Here is a 21,598-nt window from a genome sequence, read left to right on the forward strand (position 1 = left end):
GACCGCACCCCCTAGCGCAGGCATCACACCTCCCCCGAGGTGCCTGCACCGGTTCGAAGGAAGGGGCGGCGGTGGTCAACCCGCCGCCCCTTTCTCACCTCCGAGCCTTATTGCGTGGTCCAGCCCCCATCGACCGGGATCGAGGTGCCGGTCACGTTGTGCGCGATCGGCGCACAGAGCCACAGCGCGAGCGCCCCGATCTCGGACGGGTCGGAGAGGCGCCGGGTGGGCTGTTTCTCCGCCAGAAGATCCGCGATCCCCGCCGCCCGGTCGCCGCCATGCGCCGCTGCGCGTTCCGCGATCTGGGGGCCGAGAATGTCGGTCTCGGTCCAGCCCGGGCAGATGCAGTTCACCGTCACGCCGCCCGCTTCGCGCGTGCCCGCCTGCGCATATTCCAGCGCGGCGACCCGGCTCATGCCGACGAGGCCGAATTTCGAGGCGACATAGGGCGCCTTGTTGGCCGAGGCCACGAGCCCATGCACCGAGGCGATGTTCACGACACGGCCATAACCGCGCTCGGCCATGTCCGGCAGCGCGCGGCGCATCGTGTGGAACGCGCCCGACAGGTTCACCGCGAGAATGGCGTTCCAGATCTCGGGGGTGGCCTCGGCAAGGCTCGCCGTGCGCTGGATGCCTGCATTGTTCACGAGGATGTCCGCGCCGCCCCACGCCTCGACCGCATCCATCATCGCGTCGGTCTGCGCCGGATCGGCCATATCGGCGTCGAAGAACTTCACCTCCGGCGCGCCCGCGGCCTCCAGCACCGCTGTCGCCTCGGCGACCTGCGCCGCATCGGCCAGACCGTGCAAAGCAATGCGCGCGCCCGCCTCGGCCAGCGATTTCGCGATTGCCAGCCCGATGCCTTGCACCGAACCCGTTACCAGAGCCGTCTTTCCATCCAGTCGCGACATTAGTCCTCCTCCGTCACCATTTTGCGCAGCTCGGTTTTCAGAACCTTGCCGTAATTGTTCTTGGGAAGCTGCGTCACCACGCGATACGCCTTGGGGCGCTTGAACCGCGCGATCTGTTCGCAGCAATGTTGATCGAGGGCGGCGGGGTCGATCTCTGACCCCGGCGCGGGCGTGACGAAGGCCACGACGCTCTCGCCCCATTCCGGGTCGGGCTTGCCGACCACCGCGACCTCGTGGACGGAAGGGTGCAGGAGCAGCGCCTCCTCGACCTCGCGGGGGTAGATATTCGTGCCGCCCGAGATGATCACGTCCTTCGAGCGGTCCTGCAGCGTGACGAAGCCGTCCGCATCCATCGTGCCCAGATCGCCGGTCCAGAGCCAGCCGTCGCGCAGCGCCTTCGCGCTCGCCTCGGGGTTCTGCCAGTAGCCCGCCATCACCGCCGCGCCGCTCACGAGAATCTCGCCGGTTTCGCCAGCGGGCAGGGCGCGGCCTTCGGGATCGGCGATGCGCACGGAGACCGGGCTATGCGCCAGCCCGACCGAAGCAAGCCGCGCGCGCCAGCGCGGATGGGTTCGGTCGGCGACCAGCTCGCGCGACAGGGCTGTGATCGTCATCGGGCTCTCGCCCTGGCCGTAGATCTGAACGAAGCGCGGCCCCATCACGTCGACCGCGTCGATGATATCGGCGACATACATCGGCCCGCCGCCATAGACGATGGTCTTGATGCCCTCGCCGGTCCGCCCCGTGGCGCGGGCGCGGTCCACCAGACGGCGGATCATCGTGGGGGCGGCGAACATCGAGACATGCTGCAGCTTCGGCGCGAGATCGAGGATTTCGTCGGCCTCGAACCCGCCCGAGCGCGGCACCACATGGCGCGCCCCGCGCATCACATGGACGAAATTGTAAAGCCCCGCGCCATGCGACATCGGCGCGGCGTAGAGGATCGCGTCTTGCGGTTCGACGCTGTCGACATCCGAGAAATAGCCCAGACACATCGCCTGCACATTGGCCGAGGTGATGCACACGCCCTTGGGCCGCCCGGTCGTGCCGGAGGTGTAGAACAGCCAGACCGTCTCGTTCGCGGCGATTTCGACCGGGGCGGGCATCGGGGCTTGGCGCAGAAGATCGGCATAGGCCGGGCCTTTGAGGTCCACCGTCTCGACGCCCAGATCATTTTCCGGGCCGCCGGTGAAGGCCAGCTTCGCCTCGGAGGCCTCAATAATCCATGCGGCCTCGCGCGGGTGCAGCTTGCCGTTGATCGGCACCGCCACCGCGCCTGCGAACCACGCGCCATACATCGCCTCGAGATATTCGGGGCAGTTCTTGGCAAACAGCGCCACGCGGTCGCCCGGAGCGATCCCTTCCGCCACCAGCGCAGCCCCGATGCGGGCGGCGCGGTCGGCGAACTCCGCATAGGTGGCGCGCAGCTCCTCGCCCTGCAGCAGCGCGGGGGCGTCCGGCGTGCGCACCGCGCTGCGGATCAGCCACTCCGCCGGGTTCATGCCGCGCGCTCCGCTTCGAGGATCGAGCAGTAATTCGCGACGCCGGAGCCGCCCATGTTGAAGACGCAGCCCAGCTCCGCGCCGGGCAGCTGCATCTCGCCCGCCTGACCGGTGAGCTGCATCGCGGCCAGCACATGCATCGACACGCCGGTCGCGCCCACGGGATGGCCCTTGGCCTTCAGCCCGCCCGAGAGGTTTACCGGAAGCCGCCCGTCGCGCAGCACCAGCCCGTCGTCGATGGCCCGCGCGCCGGAGCCTTGCGGCACAAGCCCCATCGCCTCGTAGACGAGCAATTCCGCGATGGTGAAACAGTCGTGGACCTCGGCGAAGGAGAGATCATCGACACTGACGCCTGCCGAAGCATAGGCGCGGCGGAACGCCTCAGACGGACCCTCGAAGGCCAGCAGATCGCGGCGCGACATCGGCAGGTAGTCATTGACCTGCTCGGCGGCGCGGAAACCGATGGAATTGGCGAAATCGCCCGCGCGGTCGTCGGCGACCATGACCAGCGCCGCAGCGCCGTCGGAAATCAGCGAGCAATCGGTCATCCGCAGGGGCGGGGCGATCATCGGGTTCTTGTCGCTGACCGTGTTACAGAATTCGAACCCCACATCCTTGCGCATCTGCGCCAGCGGATTGGCGAGCGCGTTGTGGTGGTTCTTCGCCGCGATCCGGGCGAGAGCCGCGGAACGGTCGCCATGCGCCTGATAATAGGCCTGCGCGAAACGTGCGAAGATCTGCGGGAAGGAGACGCCCGCTTCCTCCATCTGGTACGACGCCCCGGCCAGCGCCTCGGTCACGCCTGCGGTGTCCTTTGCGGTCATCTTCTCGGCCCCGATGACCAGCGCGGCCTTGACCCGGCCCGAACGGATCGCATCGCGCGCGGCATAGATCGCGGCCGAGCCGGACGCGCAGGCATTCTCGACGCGGGTCGCAGGCGTGAAGCGCAGTCTGTCGTCGATCCCCAGCGCCAGCGAGCTTGCGAACCCATCCGGCACCAGCCCGGAGTTGAAATGCCCCAGCCAGATGCCATCGATCTCCGCCGGGTCGATCCCTGCATGCTCCAGCGCGCCGCCGCCCGCTTCGAGAACCAGATCCTCGAGCGTGCGCCCCTCCAGCTTGCCGAATTTCGTATGGCCCCAGCCGACGATCTTCGCGTCCATGCGGGTCTCCTCCCAATGATCCTCCGTTGCGGGGGAGACTAGCGCAGGGGCGGCACGACCTCTATTCGTAGAACTACGCTATCGGGAGAAGAGGATGGAGCAGGACCTGCTGGACAGCGATGAGATGGCGCTGCTGGCGTTCGAGCATGCGCCGGTCGGGCTGGCGGTCACCCGCGACCGGGTGATCGAGCGGTGCAACGCGCGGTTTTGCGAGAGTTTCGGCTATCGGGAAGACGAGTTGCCGCAGCGCTCGCTCGCGGTGCTTTACCCGTCGCAGGAGGAGTTTCTGCGCATCGGGGAGATCGGGTTGCGGCGGATGCGCGAGACCGGGCGCTATGCCGATGAGCGGATCATGCAACGTCGCGACGGGTCGCTCTTCTGGTGCCGGGTGCGGGGGCAGTCGCTGACGCCCCACGATCCCTTCGCCCGCGCAGTGTGGAGCTTTGCCGATCTGTCGGAATTGCGGCCCGTCGTCGATCTGACCGCGCGCGAGCGGCAGGTGGCGGCCCTTCTGGCCGAGGGGCAGACCAACAAGGAAATTGCGCGGGTGCTGGAGCTGTCTCCGCGCACGGCAGAGGCCCATCGCGCGCGACTGCAGGCGAAACTCGGCGCGCGCAACACCGCCGAACTGGTGGCGCGGCTGACGGGGCTGCCGCTCTAGACGCGTCGCCCCAAGGAAAAAGGGGCGCCGATGCGCCCCTTTTTGTCTCGATCCCAAGTCAGGCCCAGATCAAGAATGCGGTTCAGGTGTCGCCTCAGGTGTCGACCGAGGCGGCCGTTCGCTACGCTGCGGGGTGAGCTTGCTCTGGATGATCGCGAGTGCGCTCGACAGCGAGGCGGCTTCCTGAGAGCTCGTCGCTTCTTCGGGGAAGACGTATTTGCCGTTCGCGATGCTCTTGGCATCCTCTGCCAGCCGCTCGACCGGGCGCAGCAGCAGCTTGAGGAACACCAGCGTCACGCCGAGCAGGCACAGCGCCGCGGCTGCGACCGTCGCCAGCGTCACCTGCGTCAAAACCGGCAGATCGTTCGAGATGTTGTCGCGGCGCAGAACCGCGAAGACGCGCCAGCCGAAGTTGGGCAGTTTGTTCCAGACGAAATCCGGCGCAAAGGCATAGGTTCCGCCGTCCTTGCCGTCGACAAGGTGGAAGACGCCGGAAGACTTGCTGCGCAGGCTCGCGCTTGACGTCAGGCTCTTGGGCAGGGGCGTGCTGTCTTGACGGGTGTCGATGACGGGATCGCCGTTGATGTCCTGCACGACCACGTCGATGCCAAGTTCCTTGCTCGCCTCGAACAGGAAGCTGCGCACCCATGCGATCCGCACGCGGTAGACCAGCACGCCGATCTTCTGGCCGTTCGCGCCCTTCACGGGGGTCGAGAGGTTCAGGAAATACTCCATCTTGCCGGTCTGCGCATTGGTGGCCGTCTCGGTGATCGAGTCGACCGACGGCACGCGGATACCATCGCGGAACCACCGCTTGGAGCTGACATTCTTGCCGACCTCATAGCCGTTCGAGCCGGAGATGATCGTGCCATCGGGCGCGGCGAAGCCTGCCCAAGCGACCTGGCCCCCGGTGCGGGCGACGGCGTCCATGAACTTGTTGATGTCGTCTTGCGACGCGGTGCCGATGCTTCGCGCAACGGCATGCATACTGTCCCATTCGCGCATCAGGGCCGTGTTGAAGCTGAGCGCGATCGCATCCGAGCCTCTCAGGACCAGTTTGTGTTCAATGGCTGTCTGAAATTCATGGGCCTGATCCGACACGACCTTGGCGACGAAGACGGCCGTCGCTGCCACGACGAGCACCATCGCCAGAGCGGTGCGTCGGAAAATGCCCCCGAGATTGTGTTGTCGCCGAATGCTCATCTTCGCTTCAATCCTACGTTAATTGTAGAAGGGGTCCGATTTAAATCATGGTTACTGAGTAAATACGGCGAGAAAGTGGTGCGGGCCCATTTCAAAGTTAATTTTTTCGCGGACCGGAAGGATCGCTTGCAATGCGCAAAGCGATGCCAAACACTCGAAGGAACAAGCTCCCGGGGCACGGGGCTGCGAGGGCTCGATCGACGGGTCTTTCCGCAAAAACCAAATAGCAGATCGAGGGGCCGCAAAGGTCTCGGGCACAGGCTTACAGGACACGTAATATGCAAAAGATTCAAGGAGTAAGCGTCGCGATCGCGACCTGTCTGACACTGTCATTGGGGGCGGGCTCGCAAGCCCGCGCGGATGGCGCGTTTGTGCAGTTCGACGCGGCGCAGAATACCTCCGACACGGTCTTTTCGATGTCGCGCGGGAAAGTGAGCTTCAGCGCGAATTTCTCTGATTACGAAGGCGGATGGTCGACCGGCGCGGCCGTCACGCGGGACTTCGCGCTCGAGGGAATCGGCACGCTGAAGCTCGGCCCCAGCATCGGTCGCACCTTGGCGGACGATAACTGGCGACTCGGTGCGCGCGTGGGGCTGGAGCGGTATACGCCGACCGGCTTCGGGCATGTCTTCATGCTGGCGCAATACAACACGATCGATCAGGACTGGTTTGCGCTGTTTCAGGCCGGGAACCGCTCCGGGCTGGGGCTAGAGCTCTCCGCAGGCGGGAGCGACACCTATTCCGAGCGTACCATCGCGGTGACCCAGAAAATCGACGGCGGGCCGGTCTCGATCCGGGCGGGGTGGCGTGCGTTGGCCAAGGAAGCCTTCGTCGGCATCTCCATCAATACCTATTAATCGCACGCCCCGCGGCTCACTCGTCCGAGGAGAATTTCGGCAAGAAGCGGCGGTAGATGTCGTGCAGAAGCGCGCCGGGGCGAACATGGCTGACGCCCGGCTCGTTCCCTTCGGCATAGAAGCGCACGAACAGCTCTTCGCGCTGCTCCTCGGTCGGCAGAAGCTGGAGCCGCGCGCCGTCGCGGGTCTTCGCGATGACGTAGCATTCGATCGGGTCGGTGATCTGGTCGATCGTCAGCATCCCGCGAGTCTGTTCCGGCAGGGTCAGGCCGCGCAGGCGCACCGTGTCCATCGTGAAAGAGGTCATCCAGACCCAGTATTCCGTGCCGTCGGAGACGAAGGAAATTCGCTCGGGCTTGTCGGCCACATGGATTTCGCGCCGGGGCAGCTCGACGCAGGCCCGGCAGGTCGCCGCCAGCAGGAACAGGTTATAGATCGTCCAGAACAGGATCACCCATTTGCCGTCGCCCGCGTCGTAATAGGCGAAGCGGTCCCAGACGATCCCGATCAGAAGGCCGCCCAGCGTCAGGAAAAACAGGATCAGGAACGGCATCATGATCCGCCACTGCACGACGACTTTCGACCGGTCCCCGCCTTTCGCCGTCACCGAAAACGGGTGGCCATGGGGCCGCAGCAAACCGGTGAAGGCGGCGCGGGCGATCGGGATCGCACCGATCAGCTGGCTCACGTCGTTCAGCAGAGGAACGACCATGCCACGGCTGAGCCTGTTCAGCGTCATCAGGCTCCACAGGTAATAGACCCCGAAATAGCTCAGCACATCCGCAAGGCCCGCATTCACCACCGTGATGTTGAAATACCAGTAGAGCAGGGGATAGCAGATCGCCGCGATCCGGAAGGGGAAGGTCGTGGTCCAATAGAAGATCGAGTCGATGACGCTCCAGCGGTCGCGCAGGCGTAGATTGCTCTTCGAGAAGGGGCCGAGCGAGGACCGCGCGATCTGCATCAGGCCGAGGCACCAGCGGGCGCGCTGGGTGATGTATTCCTTGAGGCCTTCCGGAGCGAGCCCTTCGGTCAGCGGCTCGGCCAGATAGACGGTGCGCCAGCCTGCATTCTGCAACGCCAGCGTCAGCATGAAATCCTCGGTCACGCTCTCGGTGTTGAAGCCGCCGATCTCGCGCAGCGCGCTCCAGCGGCAGACCGAGGAGGTGCCGCAGCAAAAGGCGATCCCCCAGCCGTCGCGCGCGGGCTGCATCTGGTCGAAGAAGAAGCGCTGCTCGTCGGGGTAGGAGCTGTCGAGCCGGAAATTGTGCTGGATCGGGTCGGAGTTGAAGAAATGCTGCGGCGTCTGCACGAGGCCCACCTCGGGGTCGTGGAACAGCGCCAGCGTACGTGAGATGAAGCCGCGATGGGGTACGAAATCCGCATCGAGGATCGCCACGAAATCTGGCTGCACCTCTTCCTCGGCCAACCGGTCCAGCGCGTGGTTGATATTGCCCGCCTTCTGCCCCTCATTGTCGGCCCGGCGCATGTAACGCACGCCCTTGGTCTCGCAGAAATCGCGCAGCCAGTCGCGGCGGCTGTCGTCGCAGACCATGATCATCTTGTTGCGATGGCGCAGGAATTTCGCGCCCACGATAGTGCGTTCGAGAACGTCGCGATCCTCGTTATAGGTGGCGATCAGGATCGCGACGAGCGGCTCTTTCTCCGTCGGGAGATTGGCGTATTGATCCGCTTCCTCGCTGCGCAGCTTGATCCGCGACAGGACCAGAAAGGCGCTGAGCGAGCCGATCAGGGTGAAGACTTCGAGCGCGTAGAGAGACCAGCTTGCCAGTACATCCAGCGTCAGGCCCGGCGGGGCGAGGGTCTCGGTTCCGCGCCACCAGATATAGCGCAGCGCGAGCACCGCGCTGATCCCCAGCAAGACCGCCCGGTGCCAATTGCGCCGCGGTTTGACGAAGCTCGGCAGAATGGCTGTGATGCCCACCACGAGGATGAGCTGCATCGCCGCCGAGCCAAGCTCTCCCAGTTGCGGATAGAAGAACATGCCGCCCCGCCCTCAGCGCAGGAAGTCGAGGGGGCGGTGCTCGAAGAACACCCGCCCGGTCCGCCCCACGGGACAGTCGAGATCGGCATCGGATTTCAGGTCCGGAACGAGAAGCGTCATATCGTAGCGCTCGAGATGTTTCTGGCTCGGCGCGATGGCGAGATGCTGGTAGACGCGCGCCGCGCCGCTGCCGGCGAGCCGCGCAATCGTCGCGTCGTAAATCTTGTCGCGGGCAGCCAGCTTGAAGGTCGCGGAATCGCCCACCTTGAGGGTGTTGTAGACGCCTTCGCTCACCGAGGCGGTCACCAGCGAGACGTCGCAATCGACGAGCGACATGATCGGATCGCCCCGCTGCACCGTCACGCCATCCGCCTGCAGGGTCTCCCAGTAGATTCCGTTCGCAGGCGATGTCACCTGGCTCGAGGTCAGCGTGTTCACCCGCGTCTGTTCCTTCGACCGGCGCGCGTCGAGCGTCTTGACGCGGGCCTCGGCCTCGGTGAGGTCCGCTTCGAGCGAGGCGATCTCCTCATCGAGAAGCGCGCCGCGCTGTTCGGAGCTTGGGGCGTCGTTATAGCCGTCGCCCAGATAGACGCCGGATTTGGCGGCATCGAGCGCGTTTTCGAGCAGCGCCACGTCCTCACGCGCCTGCGTCACCGGCCCAGCCTCTGCCGTGGCGGTCTGCGCCACTTTCGTGGCACTCGTCTCCGAGCTTTGCGCATTGGGCTGCAGCCGGTCGAGCCGCGCGCGGGCGAATTTCAGTTTCGTCTCGATCTCGGCGATGCGATGCGTGCGATAGAGCTTGGTGCGCGCGCTATAGGCGTCGCGTTGCGTGCGTTTGGCGGCGAGGTCGCTTTTGATCCGCGCGACATTCGCCTCGGCATTCGCCAGCTCCATTCGCAAATCTTCGAGCCGCGTGGTGTCCGAGAGGATATCATCGACGGTGGCCAGCCGCTCGCCCTTGTCGACATGGGCGCCGAGCGGTCGTTTCGGCATCGACAGCTTGCCGGCGGTGCTGCTGCGAACCGTGACCACGGGCGCATTGACGACGGCATCGGCGCTCACGCCCGACATCTGCTCTCCGACGATCACCCAAAGCGCGCCCGCAACCAAAATAATACCGATGACAGGGCGAAAAGTTTTCAATTCGGGGCTCCTCGAGATGACACGTTACAGCGGGGCGGGGCCAATAGGTTTAACAACCTATAAACGTAACGTAATTGCAAGATGCAACCCAAGGTCTATTGAGAATATTTGGTTTGTGATGCGACGCGGCACGCTAGATCAGCCGCGGCGTGAGGCGGGCGCCTCGCATGAAATGCGCGTCGATAATGCGACGGAAAATCACTCGTGCGTGATATGCTTCCCGGTCTCAGGAGGAGGATTCACCATGACCGATCCAGCCAATGCGCGCCGCTTGACGGCGGCCGATTTCGACCAGGAACTTCTCGATCTTTACGATTACTATGTCCATGGCAAGATCTCGAAACGGGAATTTCTCGATCGGGCGGGGAAATGGGCGGTGGGCGGCGTGACCGCGCTGGCGATCCTCGGCGCGCTCGCGCCCGATTATGCGCTGGCCCAGAAGGTGGCCGAGGACGATCCGGACATTCTGGGCGAGGACATCACCTATCCCAGCCCGAACGGCACCGGCGAGATCACCGCCTATCTGGTGCGCCCGACGCAGATTGACCCGGACAATCCGCCCGCGGTGATCCTCGTCGTGCATGAGAACCGCGGCCTGAACCCCTATATCCGCGACGTGGTGCGCCGCCTCGCCAAGGCGGGCTTCGTGGCGATGGGGCCCGATGGGCTGTCCTCGCTCGGCGGCTATCCGGGCAATGATGACGAGGGGCGCACGATGCAGCGCAGCCTCGATCAGGGTGCGCTGCTCAATGATTTCTTCGCCGGGTTCGAGTATCTCCAGACGCTCGACGGCACCAACGGCAAGGTCGGTGCGACCGGGTTCTGCTATGGCGGGGGCGTGGTGAACAAGCTCGCCGTCGCCTATCCCGAGATGGGCGCGGGCGTGCCGTTCTACGGGGCTGCGCCAGACAGCGCGCAAGTCGCGATGATTGAGGCGCCGCTGATGATCCAGCTGGCAGCGCTCGACCAGCGGATCAATGCGATGTGGCCGGAGTATCAAAAGGCGCTCGAGGAAAACGACAAGCGCTACGAGGCCTATATCTATCCAGGCGTGAACCACGGGTTTCACAACGACACGACGCCGCGCTACGACGAGGCCGCCGCCAAGCTGGCCGAGGAGCGCATGATCGCGTGGTTCCGGACCTACCTCGCCGGATAAGCTTCCGCGCGCGCTCGCGGCCTGCCGGGGGTGCGCTCGGATTTGGCGCGTGCTACGCCTCTCGCAAGATCCGCGTCATCGCGCGGAGCCGCAAACGGGAGAGAGGCGCGCGCATGAGAAACGGTGGTCAGGTTCTGGTCGAAAGCCTCGTGGGGCTTGGTGCGCGCAAGGCGTTCGGGGTGCCGGGCGAGAGCTATCTCGCGGTGCTCGACGCGCTGCACGACACGCAGGGCACGCTGGATTTCGTGCTGTGTCGGCAGGAAGGCGGGGCGAGCTTCATGGCCGCCGCTTACGGCAAGCTGACCGGGGAGCCCGGCATCTGCATGGTCACGCGCGGACCCGGGGCCACCAATGCGTCGATCGGGGTGCATACGGCGATGCAGGATTCCGCGCCGATGATCCTCTTCGTGGGGCAGGTCGGCACCGATATGAAGGGCCGCGAGGCGTTTCAGGAGCTCGATTACAAGGCGGTCTTCGGCACGATGGCGAAATGGGCCGTCGAGATCGACCGGGTCGAGCGCATTCCCGAAATCCTCTCGCGCGCCTGGACTATGGCTGTGAGCGGGCGGCCCGGTCCGGTCGTGGTCGCGCTACCCGAGGATATGCTGACCGCGATGACCGACGTCGCGCCGCTTGGTGCGCCCGTCCGGATCACCGAGCCGCAGCCCGATCCGGCGGCGATGGGCGAGCTGCGCGAGATACTGGCGGGGGCGAAGCGTCCGCTGATCCTCTATGGCGGGTGCAACTGGCGCGGGGACGGAGCTGCGCCCATTAGGTCCTTCGCGGAAGTCTCTGATATCCCTGTGCTTTCCGTCTTTCGCTATCAGGATCAGTTCGACAATAATTCGCCCGTCTTCTGCGGCGATGCGGGCGTCGGGATGGCGCCGCATGTGAAGCGCCTGATGCGCGAGGCCGACGTGATCCTCGCGATTAACGCGCGCTTTGGCGAGAACACGACCGATGGCTACACGCTGCTGGACGTGCCGCAGCCCGCACAGCGGCTGATCCATGTGCACGGCTCGGATCTGGAGATCGGCAAGATCTACCGTCCCGAACTGGGTATCCATGCCGGGCCGAACGCCTTTGCCGCAGCCCTTGGCGCGCTGGAGCCGGTCAAGGGCGATTGGGCCGACTGGCGGGCCGAGGGCCGCGCGGCCTATGAGGCGGGCTTCGACCTGCCCGATCTGCCCTCGCCGGTCGATATGGGCAAGGTCTGCGCCTATCTGCGCGAGCACCTCCCCGAGGACATGATCCTGACCAACGGGGCGGGCAATTTCGCGGTCTGGCCGGGGCGGTTCTTCCGCTTCGGGCCGAACGCCACGCTGCTTGCGCCGCAATCGGGCGCGATGGGCTACGGGGTGCCGGCGGCCATCGCGGCCAAGGTCGCGCAGCCCGAGAAGACGGTGGTCTGTTTCGCGGGCGATGGCGATTTCCAGATGACCTCGCAGGAGCTTGCCACCGCCGCGCAGGCGGGCGCGCAGCCGATCATCCTGATCCTCAATAACGGGATCTACGGCACGATCCGCGCCCATCAGGAGCGCAATTATCCGACCCGCGTGTCGGGCACTTCGATGGCGGTGAACCCCGATTTCGCGGCGCTGGCGAAGGCTTATGGCTTCCACGGCGAGCGGGTCGAGCGGACGGAGGATTTCGCCGCTGCGTTCGAACGTGCGCGGGCGTCGGAGACCGGCGCGGTGCTGGACCTCGTGATCTCGCCCGAGGCGCTGACCCCGCGCCAGTCGCTGTCGGCGATGCGCGCGGCGGCGCTGGAGGCGGGCAAGGGGCGCTGAGCGCCCGCCGCCTCAGAACGTCTCGACCCAGGGGCGCAGCGTGATCTCGTTCGTCCAGGCGCTGCGATCCTGCTCGATCAGCTGGCGATAGGTCTTCGCGATCGCCTCGGGGCGCAGCATCGAGCCGGGCTTGTCGGGCGCCTCGCTGCAGCCCGGATTGAGGATCATGCCGTCGATATTCACCCAAGCCACATGGATGCCTTGCGGGTGCAATTCGCGCGCCATGCTCTCGGCCAACCCACGCTGCGCGAATTTCCCCATCGCGAAAGGGGCGGAGCGCGCGAATCCTTTCACCCCGGCGGAGGCGCCGGTGAACAGGATGGTGCCGCGAGTGCCCTCGGTAGGCTCGGCTTCGAGCATCCGCCGCGCGGCGTGCTTGCCGGCCAGAAACGCCCCGATCGCGGTGATCTCGACGGCGGTGCGAACCTCGGCGGCATCGAGCTCCGCCACCGGGCCGCGCAACCGGCCCGAAGGGTTGTAGACGACGACGCGCGGCGGCGCGGGCAGGGCGTCGAACAGATCGGCAATCGCGGCCTCGTCGGTCGCATCCAGTTGAACCATGCGCGCGCCGGTTTCCTTGGCCAGCGCCTGCATCTTCTCGGCGCTGCGGGCCGCCAGCGTCAGGTCATAATCGGGCGCAAGCTCCCGCGCCACTGCGGCTGAAAGCCCGTCGCCCACTCCGATAATCACCGCCTGTGCCTTGCTCATGGTCTGTCCTCCTCCAGTTCGCGTTCCCGCGCCCGGCGCGGTTGCCTTACGACATAGCCCGGCGCGACAATGGCCCAAATCGGGGCTGCCCGCGTCGCGGACAGCTTACCCGAAGAGGATCAGATGCGAGCGCCAGATCACGATCAGGCAGACGATCCCGAAGGTGGCGAACCCGGCCATCGACCAGATCAGCAGCCGCCGCATCAAACCCGGCAGGGGCCCCGCCAGCGAAGCGCGCTTTTGAAACGGGCTGAGCACGCCCGCCCCGAGCCCGGCTGCGGTGGCCAGAAACAGCGGCACATAAAGCGCGTAGCCGACATAGCCGTATTCGGGCTTGAGGATGCAGAACGGGCAATGATGGTTGGGGTTTTCGTAGATATAGAGCGAGATCGTGGCGACGATCGCGGTCAGCCCCATCCCGAACATCAGCGCCGAGGCCAGCGCGTAAAGCCCGTAGCCGCGCTTGCGGATCAACGCCGCGATCCCTGCCGCCAAGGCGATCAGCGCGGTGAGGCCAAGCAGCCAGAGCGCCTGCGCCTCGCCGACGCCCGCCATCTGGTTCGCGAGATTGGGATTGTTCGGCGTGAACAGCTTCGAGCAGCACGAGGTGATCACATCGGTCTGCATGTCGAGGAAGTAGCTCAACTCGACCGCGCCATCGGCAAGGATCAGCGGCGTGATCGCCAAGAGGGCTGCGTATTTCACGCGGGTCAGCGGGTAGTCCCGTCCCAGCCTGTCGGCCCGGTCGAGGATCAGCCAGATCACGGCGGCGAAGAACACCCCGATCTTGAGATAGAGCGCGGGGAAGCCGTAATCGTTCACGTTGAGCGTGCCGACCGCACACATCGCGCCGACGAATAGCGACGACATCCGGTCGGCATTGAAGACGAAGAGCAAAAGCGCCGCGAGCTCGGCCAGCATGACGGCGGCGAAGAGGGTCGAGACCAGCTCGGTCATCCGCTCCATCCGCAGTTGGCGCGCGCCCATATCCGTCAGGTCCCAGCGGCGCAGCACGGTCACGGCGAAACCGCCCGCCCAGAGGGCTGTCAGCGCGGCCAGACCCGCCACCAGCAAGAGCGCCATGATCGGCGTTTGAAAGATCATGGCTGCGGCTCCTGCTGGGCGGGGGCATCCTCGATCCGCCCGTCACGCATCGCCACCACCCGGTCGACGCAATCCGCGCCCCAGACGCGGGGGTCGTGGCTCGACATGATGACGGTGCGCCCGCGCGCTTTCTCCTCGGCGACGATCTGCAGGAAGGTCTCGGAAAGCGCACTGTCGAGATTGGCCGTGGGCTCGTCCGCGATAAGGATCGGGGGATCGTTGATCAGCGCCCGCGCAATCGCTGCGCGCTGCGCCTCGCCGCCCGAGAGCAGCTCGATCCGGGTCTGGGCGCGCGGCCCCAGACCCAGCGCCTCGATCCGGTCCATCGCACGCGCGCGGAGCTCCCCGAAGGGCTGACCCAGCGGCGCGGCGGGCAGCATCACGTTTTCCAGCACGGTCAAGCCGCGCACGAGGTTGAACCGCTGGAAGATGAAGCCGAACCGCTCGCGCCGCAGTTCGGTCTGGAAGTGCTCGGGCAGGCCCGAGACGACCTCGCCATCGAGACTGACGCGGCCCGTGGAGGGGCGCGCCATGCAGGCCACGACCGACAGGAGCGAGGATTTCCCCGAGCCCGACGGTCCCTTGAGAACGGTGACGGCCCGGCCCTCGATGGTCAGGTCGATCCCGTCCAGCGCGGTCACGGCATTGGGGCGGCCCGCATTATAGGTCTTGGTCACGGATTGTAGAGTGATCATGGCGGGCTCCTCAGCGCATCACGGCATCGGGATCGGCCGAGGCTGTGCGCCAGATCGGCACCACGGTCGCGGCGATATAGGGCAGGGTGGTCAGCAGCGCGAGCGTCAGCAGTTGCAGCCCGTCCACATGCGGGCTCAGCGGGAAATCGGGATAGATCACCGCCCAGCCCTTCAGGATCGGTGCAAAAAGCGGGGCGCCGAAGAAGAACACATGGGCGAAGCCCGCGACGGTGCCGATCAGGAAGGCCGCGAGCGAGATCAGCCCGCCTTCCCACATCTTCATCGCGATCACGTCGCGCGTATTCCAGCCCACCGCCTTGAGGATGCCGATCTCGCGCGCTTCCTCGGCCGAGAGCCCGCTGGCTTTTTCGGCGGCGAAAATGACGAAGGCGAGGATGCCCGCGAAGGCCAGCGCCGTCAGCAGCCCCTCGCGCCAGTCGAAGAGCTTCTGATAGGTGCGCGCGATATCGGCGCGGGTGACGAAGCGCATCTGCGGCAGCGCGTTCGAGCCTTTCTGGACGATGGTAGCGACCTCGTTGGGGTTGCGCACGCGGGCCACGACATCGGTGTAGCGGCCTTTGGGTATGTCGAAGAAGTCGCGGAAATCAGCCTCGTTCATCAGCATCAGGTCCGAGGTCATCAGCGCGGAGTCGCGGCTGAAGGTCTTGGCGACGTCGAATTTCTTCAGATCGCCCTCGTAGCGCGACAGGAAAACCGGCGCGCCTGCCCATTCGAGGCCGCGTGCGCGGGGGATGCCCTCGCCAATTGCGATCTGACCGGGGTCGGGCATCATCTCGGGGTCGTCAGGCACCATGACGGTGTAATTCGCGCCATTGATCCGGTCGTAATAATAGCCCCAGAGCCGGGGATGCGCCTCGGTCACACCGCGGATCGCGGCGATCTCGTCCGCGACCGATCCGTCGATCAGGTCCTGACGGCCGAGCGTGATTTTCTGCACGGTGATCTCGGGCGCGCCTTCGAGCACGGTGGTGGTTTCGAACCGTAGGCTGGCGGCGAAGAACATCGCCGAGGCGAGCACAAATACCACCACGGAATAGACCGCGATCAGGGCGATATTCTTGCCCTTGCGGCGGGCGAGAGCGGCGAGGGTGAAATCGGCCAGCGCGCGCTGGCGGCGCAGGAATGGGGTCATTTCGCGGCCTCGGGTTGGAAGAGGAGCCAGCCCTTGCCGGGCGCGGCGGGGGGCGGCACGAAGGTGCCGGAGGGGAAGTGGTCGAAGCTGCCCGGATGATCCTGAAACGGTGTGTTCAGATCGGCGAGGCTGGGGTTCCGGGTATAGCGCGCCTCGGTAAACAGCGCCGGATCGGTCAGTCCCAGCCGCGCGACCAGTGTGCGCTCTTCGAGCAGACGCCCATCGCGATGAGGGCGCGCGAAGACGGGGTAATAAAGCTCCACCGCCAGCAGCAGCGTCAGGGCGCCGAACCCCGCGAAAACATAGCTCGAACGGCGCATCAGAACGGGCCACCCTGATCGAGCGCGTCGATCAGCTCCGGCGTGACCTCGTCATGGCGCAGCAGCTTCTGGCCCTTGTGGTCGCGCATGAAATCCTGCGCATCGACCGCGTTCATCAGCGGCACCAGCTCGTGCCCCATCGGGCCCAGAACGTCCGAGCCCACGACATAAAGCGCCTCGCGCGCGTCGATCAGCTTGAGCCCGTAATACTCGGTCACGCCCATACCGGTGATCTGGTCGGCGGTCCGGCCAAAGGCGTATTTCTCCATGTCGAACATGTATTTGAAGTAGTCCTTGGCGCCGTCGAAATGATCGGCATAGTCATCCGCGTAGAGCACCGTGGTGACCCATTCGGGGTATTTGTAGACGAACATGCCGCAGACCGGGCAGGTGTCGCCGGGGCCGGGCGGGGGCAGGTCGAGTGTGGGTGCATCGGCGCGCGCAGCACTCAGCCCCGGGCCGAGCGAGAGGGCAGCGGCGAGGCCCGCCGCGCGTTTGAGCATCTGGCGCCGCGTCGGGCGCGACGGGGGGCGTGCGGGCGTGCCCCCGTGATGGCAGGGATGGTTGCACATCGTCTTGCAACTCCTTGAATAGAGGTCGGAAAGGACGGGGCCGCGCGGGCCCCGCCTTGAGGCGATCACTGACCGGCGCGGGCGCGGCGCTCGGCGCGGCGTTTGCGAATGTTGATCGTGTCGCGCGCCATGTCGGCATAGGCCATGACCAGCGCCTCGTCGAAGCTCGCCACCTTGCCCCCGTCCTTGGCCGCCGCATCCGCCTTGGCCGGATCGGCATAGGCGTATTTCGACGTGCCGGTCATCGTGCCGGGCTTTTTCGCGTCGATCACGTAGGTCATGTCGTCGACCACCGCGAGCGGCTTGACCTTGGCGTCCGCGCCCGCATCGCCCGCATAGATCGTCTTCGGACCCGCATCCACGTTCAGCGCGAGGCTGATCGCCGCGCAATGCAGCGAGCAGGTGCCGTCGACCGTGTCGTTGTCATAGACGATCAGGTGGCGCGTCTGGCTGAACATCTGCCGCATCATGCCGCAATAGGGGCAGCGGGGGTATTTCTCGAACTCGTTTTCGAGCGGCGCGGTGTCGGTCTTGAGAAAGCGGGTCAGCCCGTTCTGGTCGGTCCAGTCCATCGGCGACATCGGCATGCCGTCCATCGGTTTCATATCCTCGGCAGCGGCGCCGGAGGCCACCATCGCGAGGCCGGTCGAAGAAGTCAGAAGAAAGTCGCGTCGTTTCATCGGGATCATCCTGTCATATCGCAACGCACCGCCATCGAGAGACGGGCGCAGTCGCGAGCCATGTGTCTGGTTTGGAAAAAAGCACGTCGGGATCGACGTGCAGGGACGCACTCAGACGACAGGAGGGGCGCGGGCGTGCCGGAAACGGGGCGCGGTCTGCACCGGGAGAGAGACCCGCTCAAGGGACGCGTGGAGCGGGGCGATCTCGCGGTAGAGACGGGCCGGGGTGACGATCGTGTCGGGGGCTTCAAACGCGCAGACCGAGGCCGAGCCGCAGACTGCGCATTGGCTGTGGACTTGACCGGTGGGCGCGGTCTGGCCGGGCTGGGGCGCGGCCCCATCCGGCGCGGCGACCGTTTCGCCCTGCGGGGTCATGTAGACGATCCCCTCGCCGGTACAGATCTGCAGCAGCCCCATCTGCGCGCCGGGCGCGGCCCGGCCGGTGGCGGCTATGGCGGCCGCACCCAGATGATCGGTCAGAAGGACGACCTGCAGCAGGATCGCGACGAGCGCGGTCAGCAGCGCCGATTGCGCGCGGCGCAATCCATCGAAGCGCGGCGCGTGCAGGCGCGGGCCGCGTTCGATCTTGCCGTCAAAGGCTCTGGAGGCGCGTTGGGGTCGGGTCATCGCTCAAACTCGTATCACATGAGGGTGAGCCGAGAATTGATCCGCGTCAAACGCTTGAGGGGTGACTCAGCGTCGCAGTCCCTCGCGCCCAGAGCGCAGGCGGCCAGGCCATGGCCCGGCCTGACCTCTGTGCCCTCAGGCGACGCACCGCCAAGGTCGTGCGGGGAAGCGCACGGCCTCCCCGGTCTCGATCGAGCGCTGCACCGGGTCTTTCGGGTTCCGCTGCGATATCTCGACACAGCAGCTCGGAAACCTGATGATCGGTCGGCAGGCCGGTGCGCTATCAAGCAGGTTGTTTACCTAAGTTAACTCGAAGGGGAGACGCATGACTGCAGTGCTGATGAGAGCGGCTTTGTCGCGCCGAACCTCTGGACCGGGGCGCGCGCTCCGGCTGCGGTGCGTCGCTGGTGGGCTCACCCGATCAGGTGCTCTCGAAGCTCGAGGAATTCCGCGAGATGGGCATTCGCGCCTTCATCTTGTAGGGCTATCCGCATATCGACACGGTCTCGCTGCCCGAAATCTATGGGGCCGCTCGCAACACCGCTCGCAGAAGGGAAACGCCGCTAATGGAAAAGATCGACCTTACCTCGGATGTCGCGGTCAGCCGGATCGTCTATGGCATGTGGCGGCTGGCCGACGACGCCGACACCTCGCCCGCCCATGTGCGCGCCAAGATCGACGCCTGTCTGGCGCAGGGGATCACCACGTTCGACCATGCCGACATCTATGGCGGCTACACGGCGGAAGGGGTCTTCGGCGCGGCGATGCGCGAGGACCCGTCGCTGCGCGATCAGATGGAGATCGTCACGAAATGCGACATCATCGTCTCGGCGGGCCGTCATTCGCATCGCAAGGTGAAGCATTACGACACCTCGCGCGCGCATGTCGAAGCTTCGGTCGACGCCTCGCTGCGGGAGCTGGCGACCGACCGGATCGACCTGCTGCTGATCCATCGCCCGGATCCGCTGATGGATCACCACGAGACCGGAGCGGTGCTCGACGATCTCGTGGCGTCCGGGAAGGTGCGCGCGGTGGGCGTGTCGAACTTCCGCCCGTGGGACTGGGAGCTGCTGCAATCGGGGATGAAGACGCCGCTGGTGACCAACCAGATCGAGATCAGTCTTGGTTGCGTGTCGCCCTTCACCAATGGCGATCTGGCCTTCCACCAGCGGCAGGCGCAGCCCGTGATGGCGTGGTCGCCCCTGGGCGGCGGCGCGTTGATGACGGGCGAGGGCCGGGTGCAGGCGGTTCTCGACGATATCGCGCAGGCGCAGGGCGTGGATCGCGCAGCCGTCGCGACGGCCTTCCTGCTCGCCCATCCGGCGCGGATCATCCCGGTGATGGGGACCAATAACCTCGAGCGGATCGCGAAGCTTTCCGATGCGCTCAAGGTTCAGATCGATAGGGAGACGTGGTTCCGCCTCTACGAGGCCGGGCTCGGTCAGCCTGTCCCATGATGAACTCAACCCGCCAGCTCACCCGCGCCACCCGGCGCGGGGTCTTCTTTTTCGGGACGGATAAAGGGGCGTTCAGGCCGACAGCCAGCCCTCGAGCTTACCGCTATCCGGCAGGCCGCCCGAATGGACCAGCTTCCCGTCGACGGAGACACCGGGGGTCGACATCACGCCAGCCATGGCGATCGCGCGGGGATCGGTCACCTTCTCGACCGAGACCTCGATGCCGAGCTTGGCGGCCGCTTCCTTGACCATCTCCTCGGTCTTTTCGCAGCGCTTGCAGCCGGGGCCGTAAACCTTGACGTCCTTCATCTCTTTTCTCCTCAGAACAATGCGTTGAACAGGAAGCCGACGGCGAGGATGCCGCTGGCGACGACCCCGATGAACACCGCGATCAGGCGCAGTTTGAGGACCTGACGCAGGATGATCATCTCGGGCATGGACAGCGCGATCACCGACATCATGAAGGCGAGAACCGTGCCGAGCGCCGCGCCCTTGCCCAGAAGCGCCTCGACGATCGGGATGACGCCGGCGGCGTTGGTGTACATCGGCACGCCCATCAACACCGCGGCCGGCACCGACCACCACGTGCCCGAGCCCATGATGCGCACCATCAGGTCCTGCGGCACATAGCCGTGGATCAGCGCGCCCATGGCGATCCCGACGATGATCCAGATCCAGACCTTGGCGAAGATTTCGCGCACGGCCTCGAGGCCCAGGCGATAGCGGTCGGTCATGCTCAGATCGTCGCTCTCGACCGCGCCCGGCGTGGTCGCGCCGGAATGGATGTCGCGCACCCAATCCTGCAGCCAGCCCTCGACATGGAGCCGGCCGATCACCCAGCCCGCGACGATCGCGATGGCGAGGCCGAAGCCGAGATAGACCAGCGCCACGGGCCAGCCGACGAGGCCGACCAGCAGGATCAGCGCCACCTCGTTGACCATCGGGGCTGCGATCAGGAAGGAGAAGGTGACGCCCAGCGGGATGCCCGCGGAGACGAAGCCGATGAACAGCGGCACCGCCGAGCAGGAGCAGAACGGGGTCAACACGCCCAAGCCCGCCGCCATCACGTTGCCGACGCCCTCGCGCTTGCCCGACAGAAGCGCGCGGGTCTTTTCGGGGCTGAAGAAGCTGCGCACGACCCCCATCGCGAAGACGATCAGGGTGAGCAGCATCATCACTTTCGGCACGTCGTAGAAGAAGAAGGCCAGCGCCTCGCCGGTATGGGTGTCGCGGGCGACCGGCAGCAGCGAGACGATCCATTCGGAGAGGGCCGGGAGCTGGTGGTAAACCACCCACCACGCGACGAGGCCTGCCGCGACGACCACGCTCCACGCCCAGCCGGGCATCCCGCCATGCGGCGTTTCATGCTGCGTCACACTCATGCCGCGGTCCTTTCCGTGCTGGCGCTGGCTTTCATGACCGCGCTCAGGATTTGCTGGATGTCCGGGGAGAGATCGGGGTTCACCCGATACCGGACCCATTGCGCATCGCGCCGATCGACCACCAGTCCCGCGGCTTTCAGCACGCCCATATGACGCGACATGCGCGACTGGGTGGCATCGAGACGCGCCATCAACTCGCAGGCGCAATGCTCGCCCCCATCGTGCAAAAGCTGCATCGCCCCCAGCCGGGTGGGTTCGGCAAGCGCGGAGAGAACAGTCACGATCATCGGTGCCTCCATTTCTACATTCGCATATGCGCATTCGCGCAAATAAAGTCAACGCGCCCGAGGTGGAGCATTCGGTCGCACCCATCCACCGGGGTGCGGGAAACTATCGATGAGAGTGATCGCATCACGGGCCTCCGACCTTCACGGGATCGGGGCCAGATTAGCGCTGAGGGGACGAGTCGCTTCAATGCGCTCGATCAAGTCGGGCGCGATTTTTCG

General features: G+C 65.7%; 22 protein-coding genes and 1 pseudogene. 6 read left to right on the forward strand and 17 right to left on the reverse strand.

Features of this window, described 5'->3' with window-relative positions; translation table 11 throughout:
- Positions 1 to 107 precede the first annotated feature (107 nt).
- The 3 genes from AKL02_RS08345 to AKL02_RS08355 are packed head-to-tail and all read right to left on the reverse strand — an operon-like array spanning position 108 to position 3,576.
- Entirely contained in the window at positions 108 to 911 is an 804-nt protein-coding gene (locus tag AKL02_RS08345) for a 3-hydroxybutyrate dehydrogenase (protein ID WP_083075384.1), read from the reverse strand.
- A complete protein-coding gene (locus AKL02_RS08350; RefSeq protein ID WP_083075386.1) occupies positions 911 to 2,413 on the reverse strand; it encodes a class I adenylate-forming enzyme family protein in 1,503 nt (500 codons plus the stop codon). The genes AKL02_RS08345 and AKL02_RS08350 overlap by 1 nt, the downstream gene beginning before the upstream one ends.
- On the reverse strand, positions 2,410 to 3,576 hold the full coding sequence (locus tag AKL02_RS08355; protein ID WP_083075388.1) for an acetyl-CoA acetyltransferase: 1,167 nt from the start codon (positions 3,574 to 3,576) through the stop codon (positions 2,410 to 2,412). Before AKL02_RS08355 ends, AKL02_RS08350 begins: the two co-directional genes overlap by 4 nt.
- A gap of 94 nt (positions 3,577 to 3,670) precedes the next feature.
- Between AKL02_RS08355 and AKL02_RS08360 the strand changes: the two genes are divergently transcribed.
- Positions 3,671 to 4,237, forward strand: a complete 567-nt coding sequence (locus AKL02_RS08360) for a PAS and helix-turn-helix domain-containing protein (RefSeq protein ID WP_232621740.1) — start codon at positions 3,671 to 3,673, stop codon at positions 4,235 to 4,237.
- A gap of 69 nt (positions 4,238 to 4,306) precedes the next feature.
- Here the strand turns inward: AKL02_RS08360 and AKL02_RS08365 are convergent, their stop codons facing one another.
- Positions 4,307 to 5,440: a cache domain-containing protein gene (locus tag AKL02_RS08365; RefSeq protein ID WP_083075391.1), complete on the reverse strand. Its 1,134-nt coding sequence runs from the start codon at positions 5,438 to 5,440 to the stop codon at positions 4,307 to 4,309.
- 278 nt (positions 5,441 to 5,718) lie between these two features.
- Between AKL02_RS08365 and AKL02_RS08370 the strand changes: the two genes are divergently transcribed.
- Positions 5,719 to 6,297 (forward strand): hypothetical protein, encoded by a 579-nt coding sequence (locus AKL02_RS08370; protein ID WP_083075393.1) that lies wholly within the window; start codon positions 5,719 to 5,721, stop codon positions 6,295 to 6,297.
- Between the two features lie 16 nt (positions 6,298 to 6,313).
- On the opposite strand, the gene AKL02_RS08375 is transcribed toward AKL02_RS08370, so the two are convergent.
- Together AKL02_RS08375 and AKL02_RS08380 are read right to left on the reverse strand one after the other, a co-directional pair.
- Positions 6,314 to 8,302 (reverse strand): glycosyltransferase, encoded by a 1,989-nt coding sequence (locus AKL02_RS08375; protein WP_083075395.1) that lies wholly within the window; start codon positions 8,300 to 8,302, stop codon positions 6,314 to 6,316.
- A gap of 12 nt (positions 8,303 to 8,314) precedes the next feature.
- The gene (locus AKL02_RS08380; RefSeq protein ID WP_083075397.1) at positions 8,315 to 9,445 is read right to left on the reverse strand and encodes an HlyD family secretion protein; all 1,131 of its coding nucleotides are present in this window, start codon (positions 9,443 to 9,445) and stop codon (positions 8,315 to 8,317) included.
- Positions 9,446 to 9,689: 244 nt separating this feature from the next.
- Here AKL02_RS08380 and yghX point away from each other — a divergent pair, with 244 nt between their 5' ends.
- Together yghX and AKL02_RS08390 are read left to right on the forward strand one after the other, a co-directional pair.
- Positions 9,690 to 10,604 (forward strand): YghX family hydrolase, encoded by a 915-nt coding sequence (gene yghX / locus AKL02_RS08385; protein WP_083075399.1) that lies wholly within the window; start codon positions 9,690 to 9,692, stop codon positions 10,602 to 10,604.
- Positions 10,605 to 10,717: 113 nt separating this feature from the next.
- Complete coding sequence (locus AKL02_RS08390; protein WP_083075401.1) at positions 10,718 to 12,394, forward strand: thiamine pyrophosphate-binding protein; 1,677 nt, start codon at positions 10,718 to 10,720, stop codon at positions 12,392 to 12,394.
- A gap of 12 nt (positions 12,395 to 12,406) precedes the next feature.
- Here AKL02_RS08390 and AKL02_RS08395 read toward each other — a convergent pair whose 3' ends face one another.
- The 8 genes from AKL02_RS08395 to AKL02_RS08430 all read right to left on the reverse strand — a co-directional run bounded on the left by AKL02_RS08395 (position 12,407) and on the right by AKL02_RS08430 (position 18,253).
- Positions 12,407 to 13,102 (reverse strand): SDR family NAD(P)-dependent oxidoreductase, encoded by a 696-nt coding sequence (locus AKL02_RS08395; protein ID WP_083075403.1) that lies wholly within the window; start codon positions 13,100 to 13,102, stop codon positions 12,407 to 12,409.
- Positions 13,103 to 13,207: 105 nt separating this feature from the next.
- A complete protein-coding gene (locus AKL02_RS08400) occupies positions 13,208 to 14,206 on the reverse strand; it encodes a hypothetical protein (protein WP_083075405.1) in 999 nt (332 codons plus the stop codon).
- A complete protein-coding gene (locus AKL02_RS08405) occupies positions 14,203 to 14,901 on the reverse strand; it encodes an ABC transporter ATP-binding protein (RefSeq protein ID WP_083075407.1) in 699 nt (232 codons plus the stop codon). Before AKL02_RS08405 ends, AKL02_RS08400 begins: the two co-directional genes overlap by 4 nt.
- A 10-nt stretch (positions 14,902 to 14,911) precedes the next feature.
- Positions 14,912 to 16,054, reverse strand: coding sequence for an ABC transporter permease (locus tag AKL02_RS08410; protein ID WP_078603666.1), 1,143 nt, complete (start codon positions 16,052 to 16,054; stop codon positions 14,912 to 14,914).
- Positions 16,051 to 16,374, reverse strand: coding sequence for a hypothetical protein (locus AKL02_RS08415; protein WP_083075409.1), 324 nt, complete (start codon positions 16,372 to 16,374; stop codon positions 16,051 to 16,053). The genes AKL02_RS08410 and AKL02_RS08415 overlap by 4 nt, the downstream gene beginning before the upstream one ends.
- Entirely contained in the window at positions 16,374 to 16,946 is a 573-nt protein-coding gene (locus AKL02_RS08420; protein WP_232621741.1) for a nitrous oxide reductase accessory protein NosL, read from the reverse strand. The genes AKL02_RS08415 and AKL02_RS08420 overlap by 1 nt, the downstream gene beginning before the upstream one ends.
- 65 nt (positions 16,947 to 17,011) lie before the next feature.
- Positions 17,012 to 17,626 carry a nitrous oxide reductase accessory protein NosL gene (locus tag AKL02_RS08425; RefSeq protein ID WP_083075615.1) on the reverse strand — a complete coding sequence of 205 codons (615 nt, stop codon included), beginning with the start codon at positions 17,624 to 17,626 and terminating at the stop codon, positions 17,012 to 17,014.
- A 111-nt stretch (positions 17,627 to 17,737) separates the two neighbouring features.
- Positions 17,738 to 18,253 (reverse strand): DUF2946 family protein, encoded by a 516-nt coding sequence (locus AKL02_RS08430; RefSeq protein ID WP_083075411.1) that lies wholly within the window; start codon positions 18,251 to 18,253, stop codon positions 17,738 to 17,740.
- A gap of 336 nt (positions 18,254 to 18,589) precedes the next feature.
- Here AKL02_RS08430 and AKL02_RS21290 point away from each other — a divergent pair.
- Together AKL02_RS21290 and AKL02_RS08435 are read left to right on the forward strand one after the other, a co-directional pair.
- Positions 18,590 to 18,819: pseudogene (locus AKL02_RS21290) on the forward strand (LLM class flavin-dependent oxidoreductase); the annotation flags it as partial.
- Entirely contained in the window at positions 18,820 to 19,710 is an 891-nt protein-coding gene (locus AKL02_RS08435) for an aldo/keto reductase (RefSeq protein WP_083075413.1), read from the forward strand.
- Positions 19,711 to 19,782: 72 nt separating this feature from the next.
- Here the strand turns inward: AKL02_RS08435 and AKL02_RS08440 are convergent, their stop codons facing one another.
- The 3 genes from AKL02_RS08440 to AKL02_RS08450 are packed head-to-tail and all read right to left on the reverse strand — an operon-like array spanning position 19,783 to position 21,379.
- Positions 19,783 to 20,019 carry a thioredoxin family protein gene (locus AKL02_RS08440; RefSeq protein ID WP_078539338.1) on the reverse strand — a complete coding sequence of 79 codons (237 nt, stop codon included), beginning with the start codon at positions 20,017 to 20,019 and terminating at the stop codon, positions 19,783 to 19,785.
- Positions 20,020 to 20,030: 11 nt separating this feature from the next.
- Positions 20,031 to 21,092 carry a permease gene (locus AKL02_RS08445; protein ID WP_198453270.1) on the reverse strand — a complete coding sequence of 354 codons (1,062 nt, stop codon included), beginning with the start codon at positions 21,090 to 21,092 and terminating at the stop codon, positions 20,031 to 20,033.
- The gene (locus AKL02_RS08450) at positions 21,089 to 21,379 is read right to left on the reverse strand and encodes an ArsR/SmtB family transcription factor (protein ID WP_083075416.1); all 291 of its coding nucleotides are present in this window, start codon (positions 21,377 to 21,379) and stop codon (positions 21,089 to 21,091) included. The genes AKL02_RS08445 and AKL02_RS08450 overlap by 4 nt, the downstream gene beginning before the upstream one ends.
- Positions 21,380 to 21,598 lie beyond the last annotated feature (219 nt).

The sequence above is a fragment of the Thioclava electrotropha genome (genome assembly GCF_002085925.2).
GTDB lineage: Bacteria > Pseudomonadota > Alphaproteobacteria > Rhodobacterales > Rhodobacteraceae > Thioclava > Thioclava electrotropha.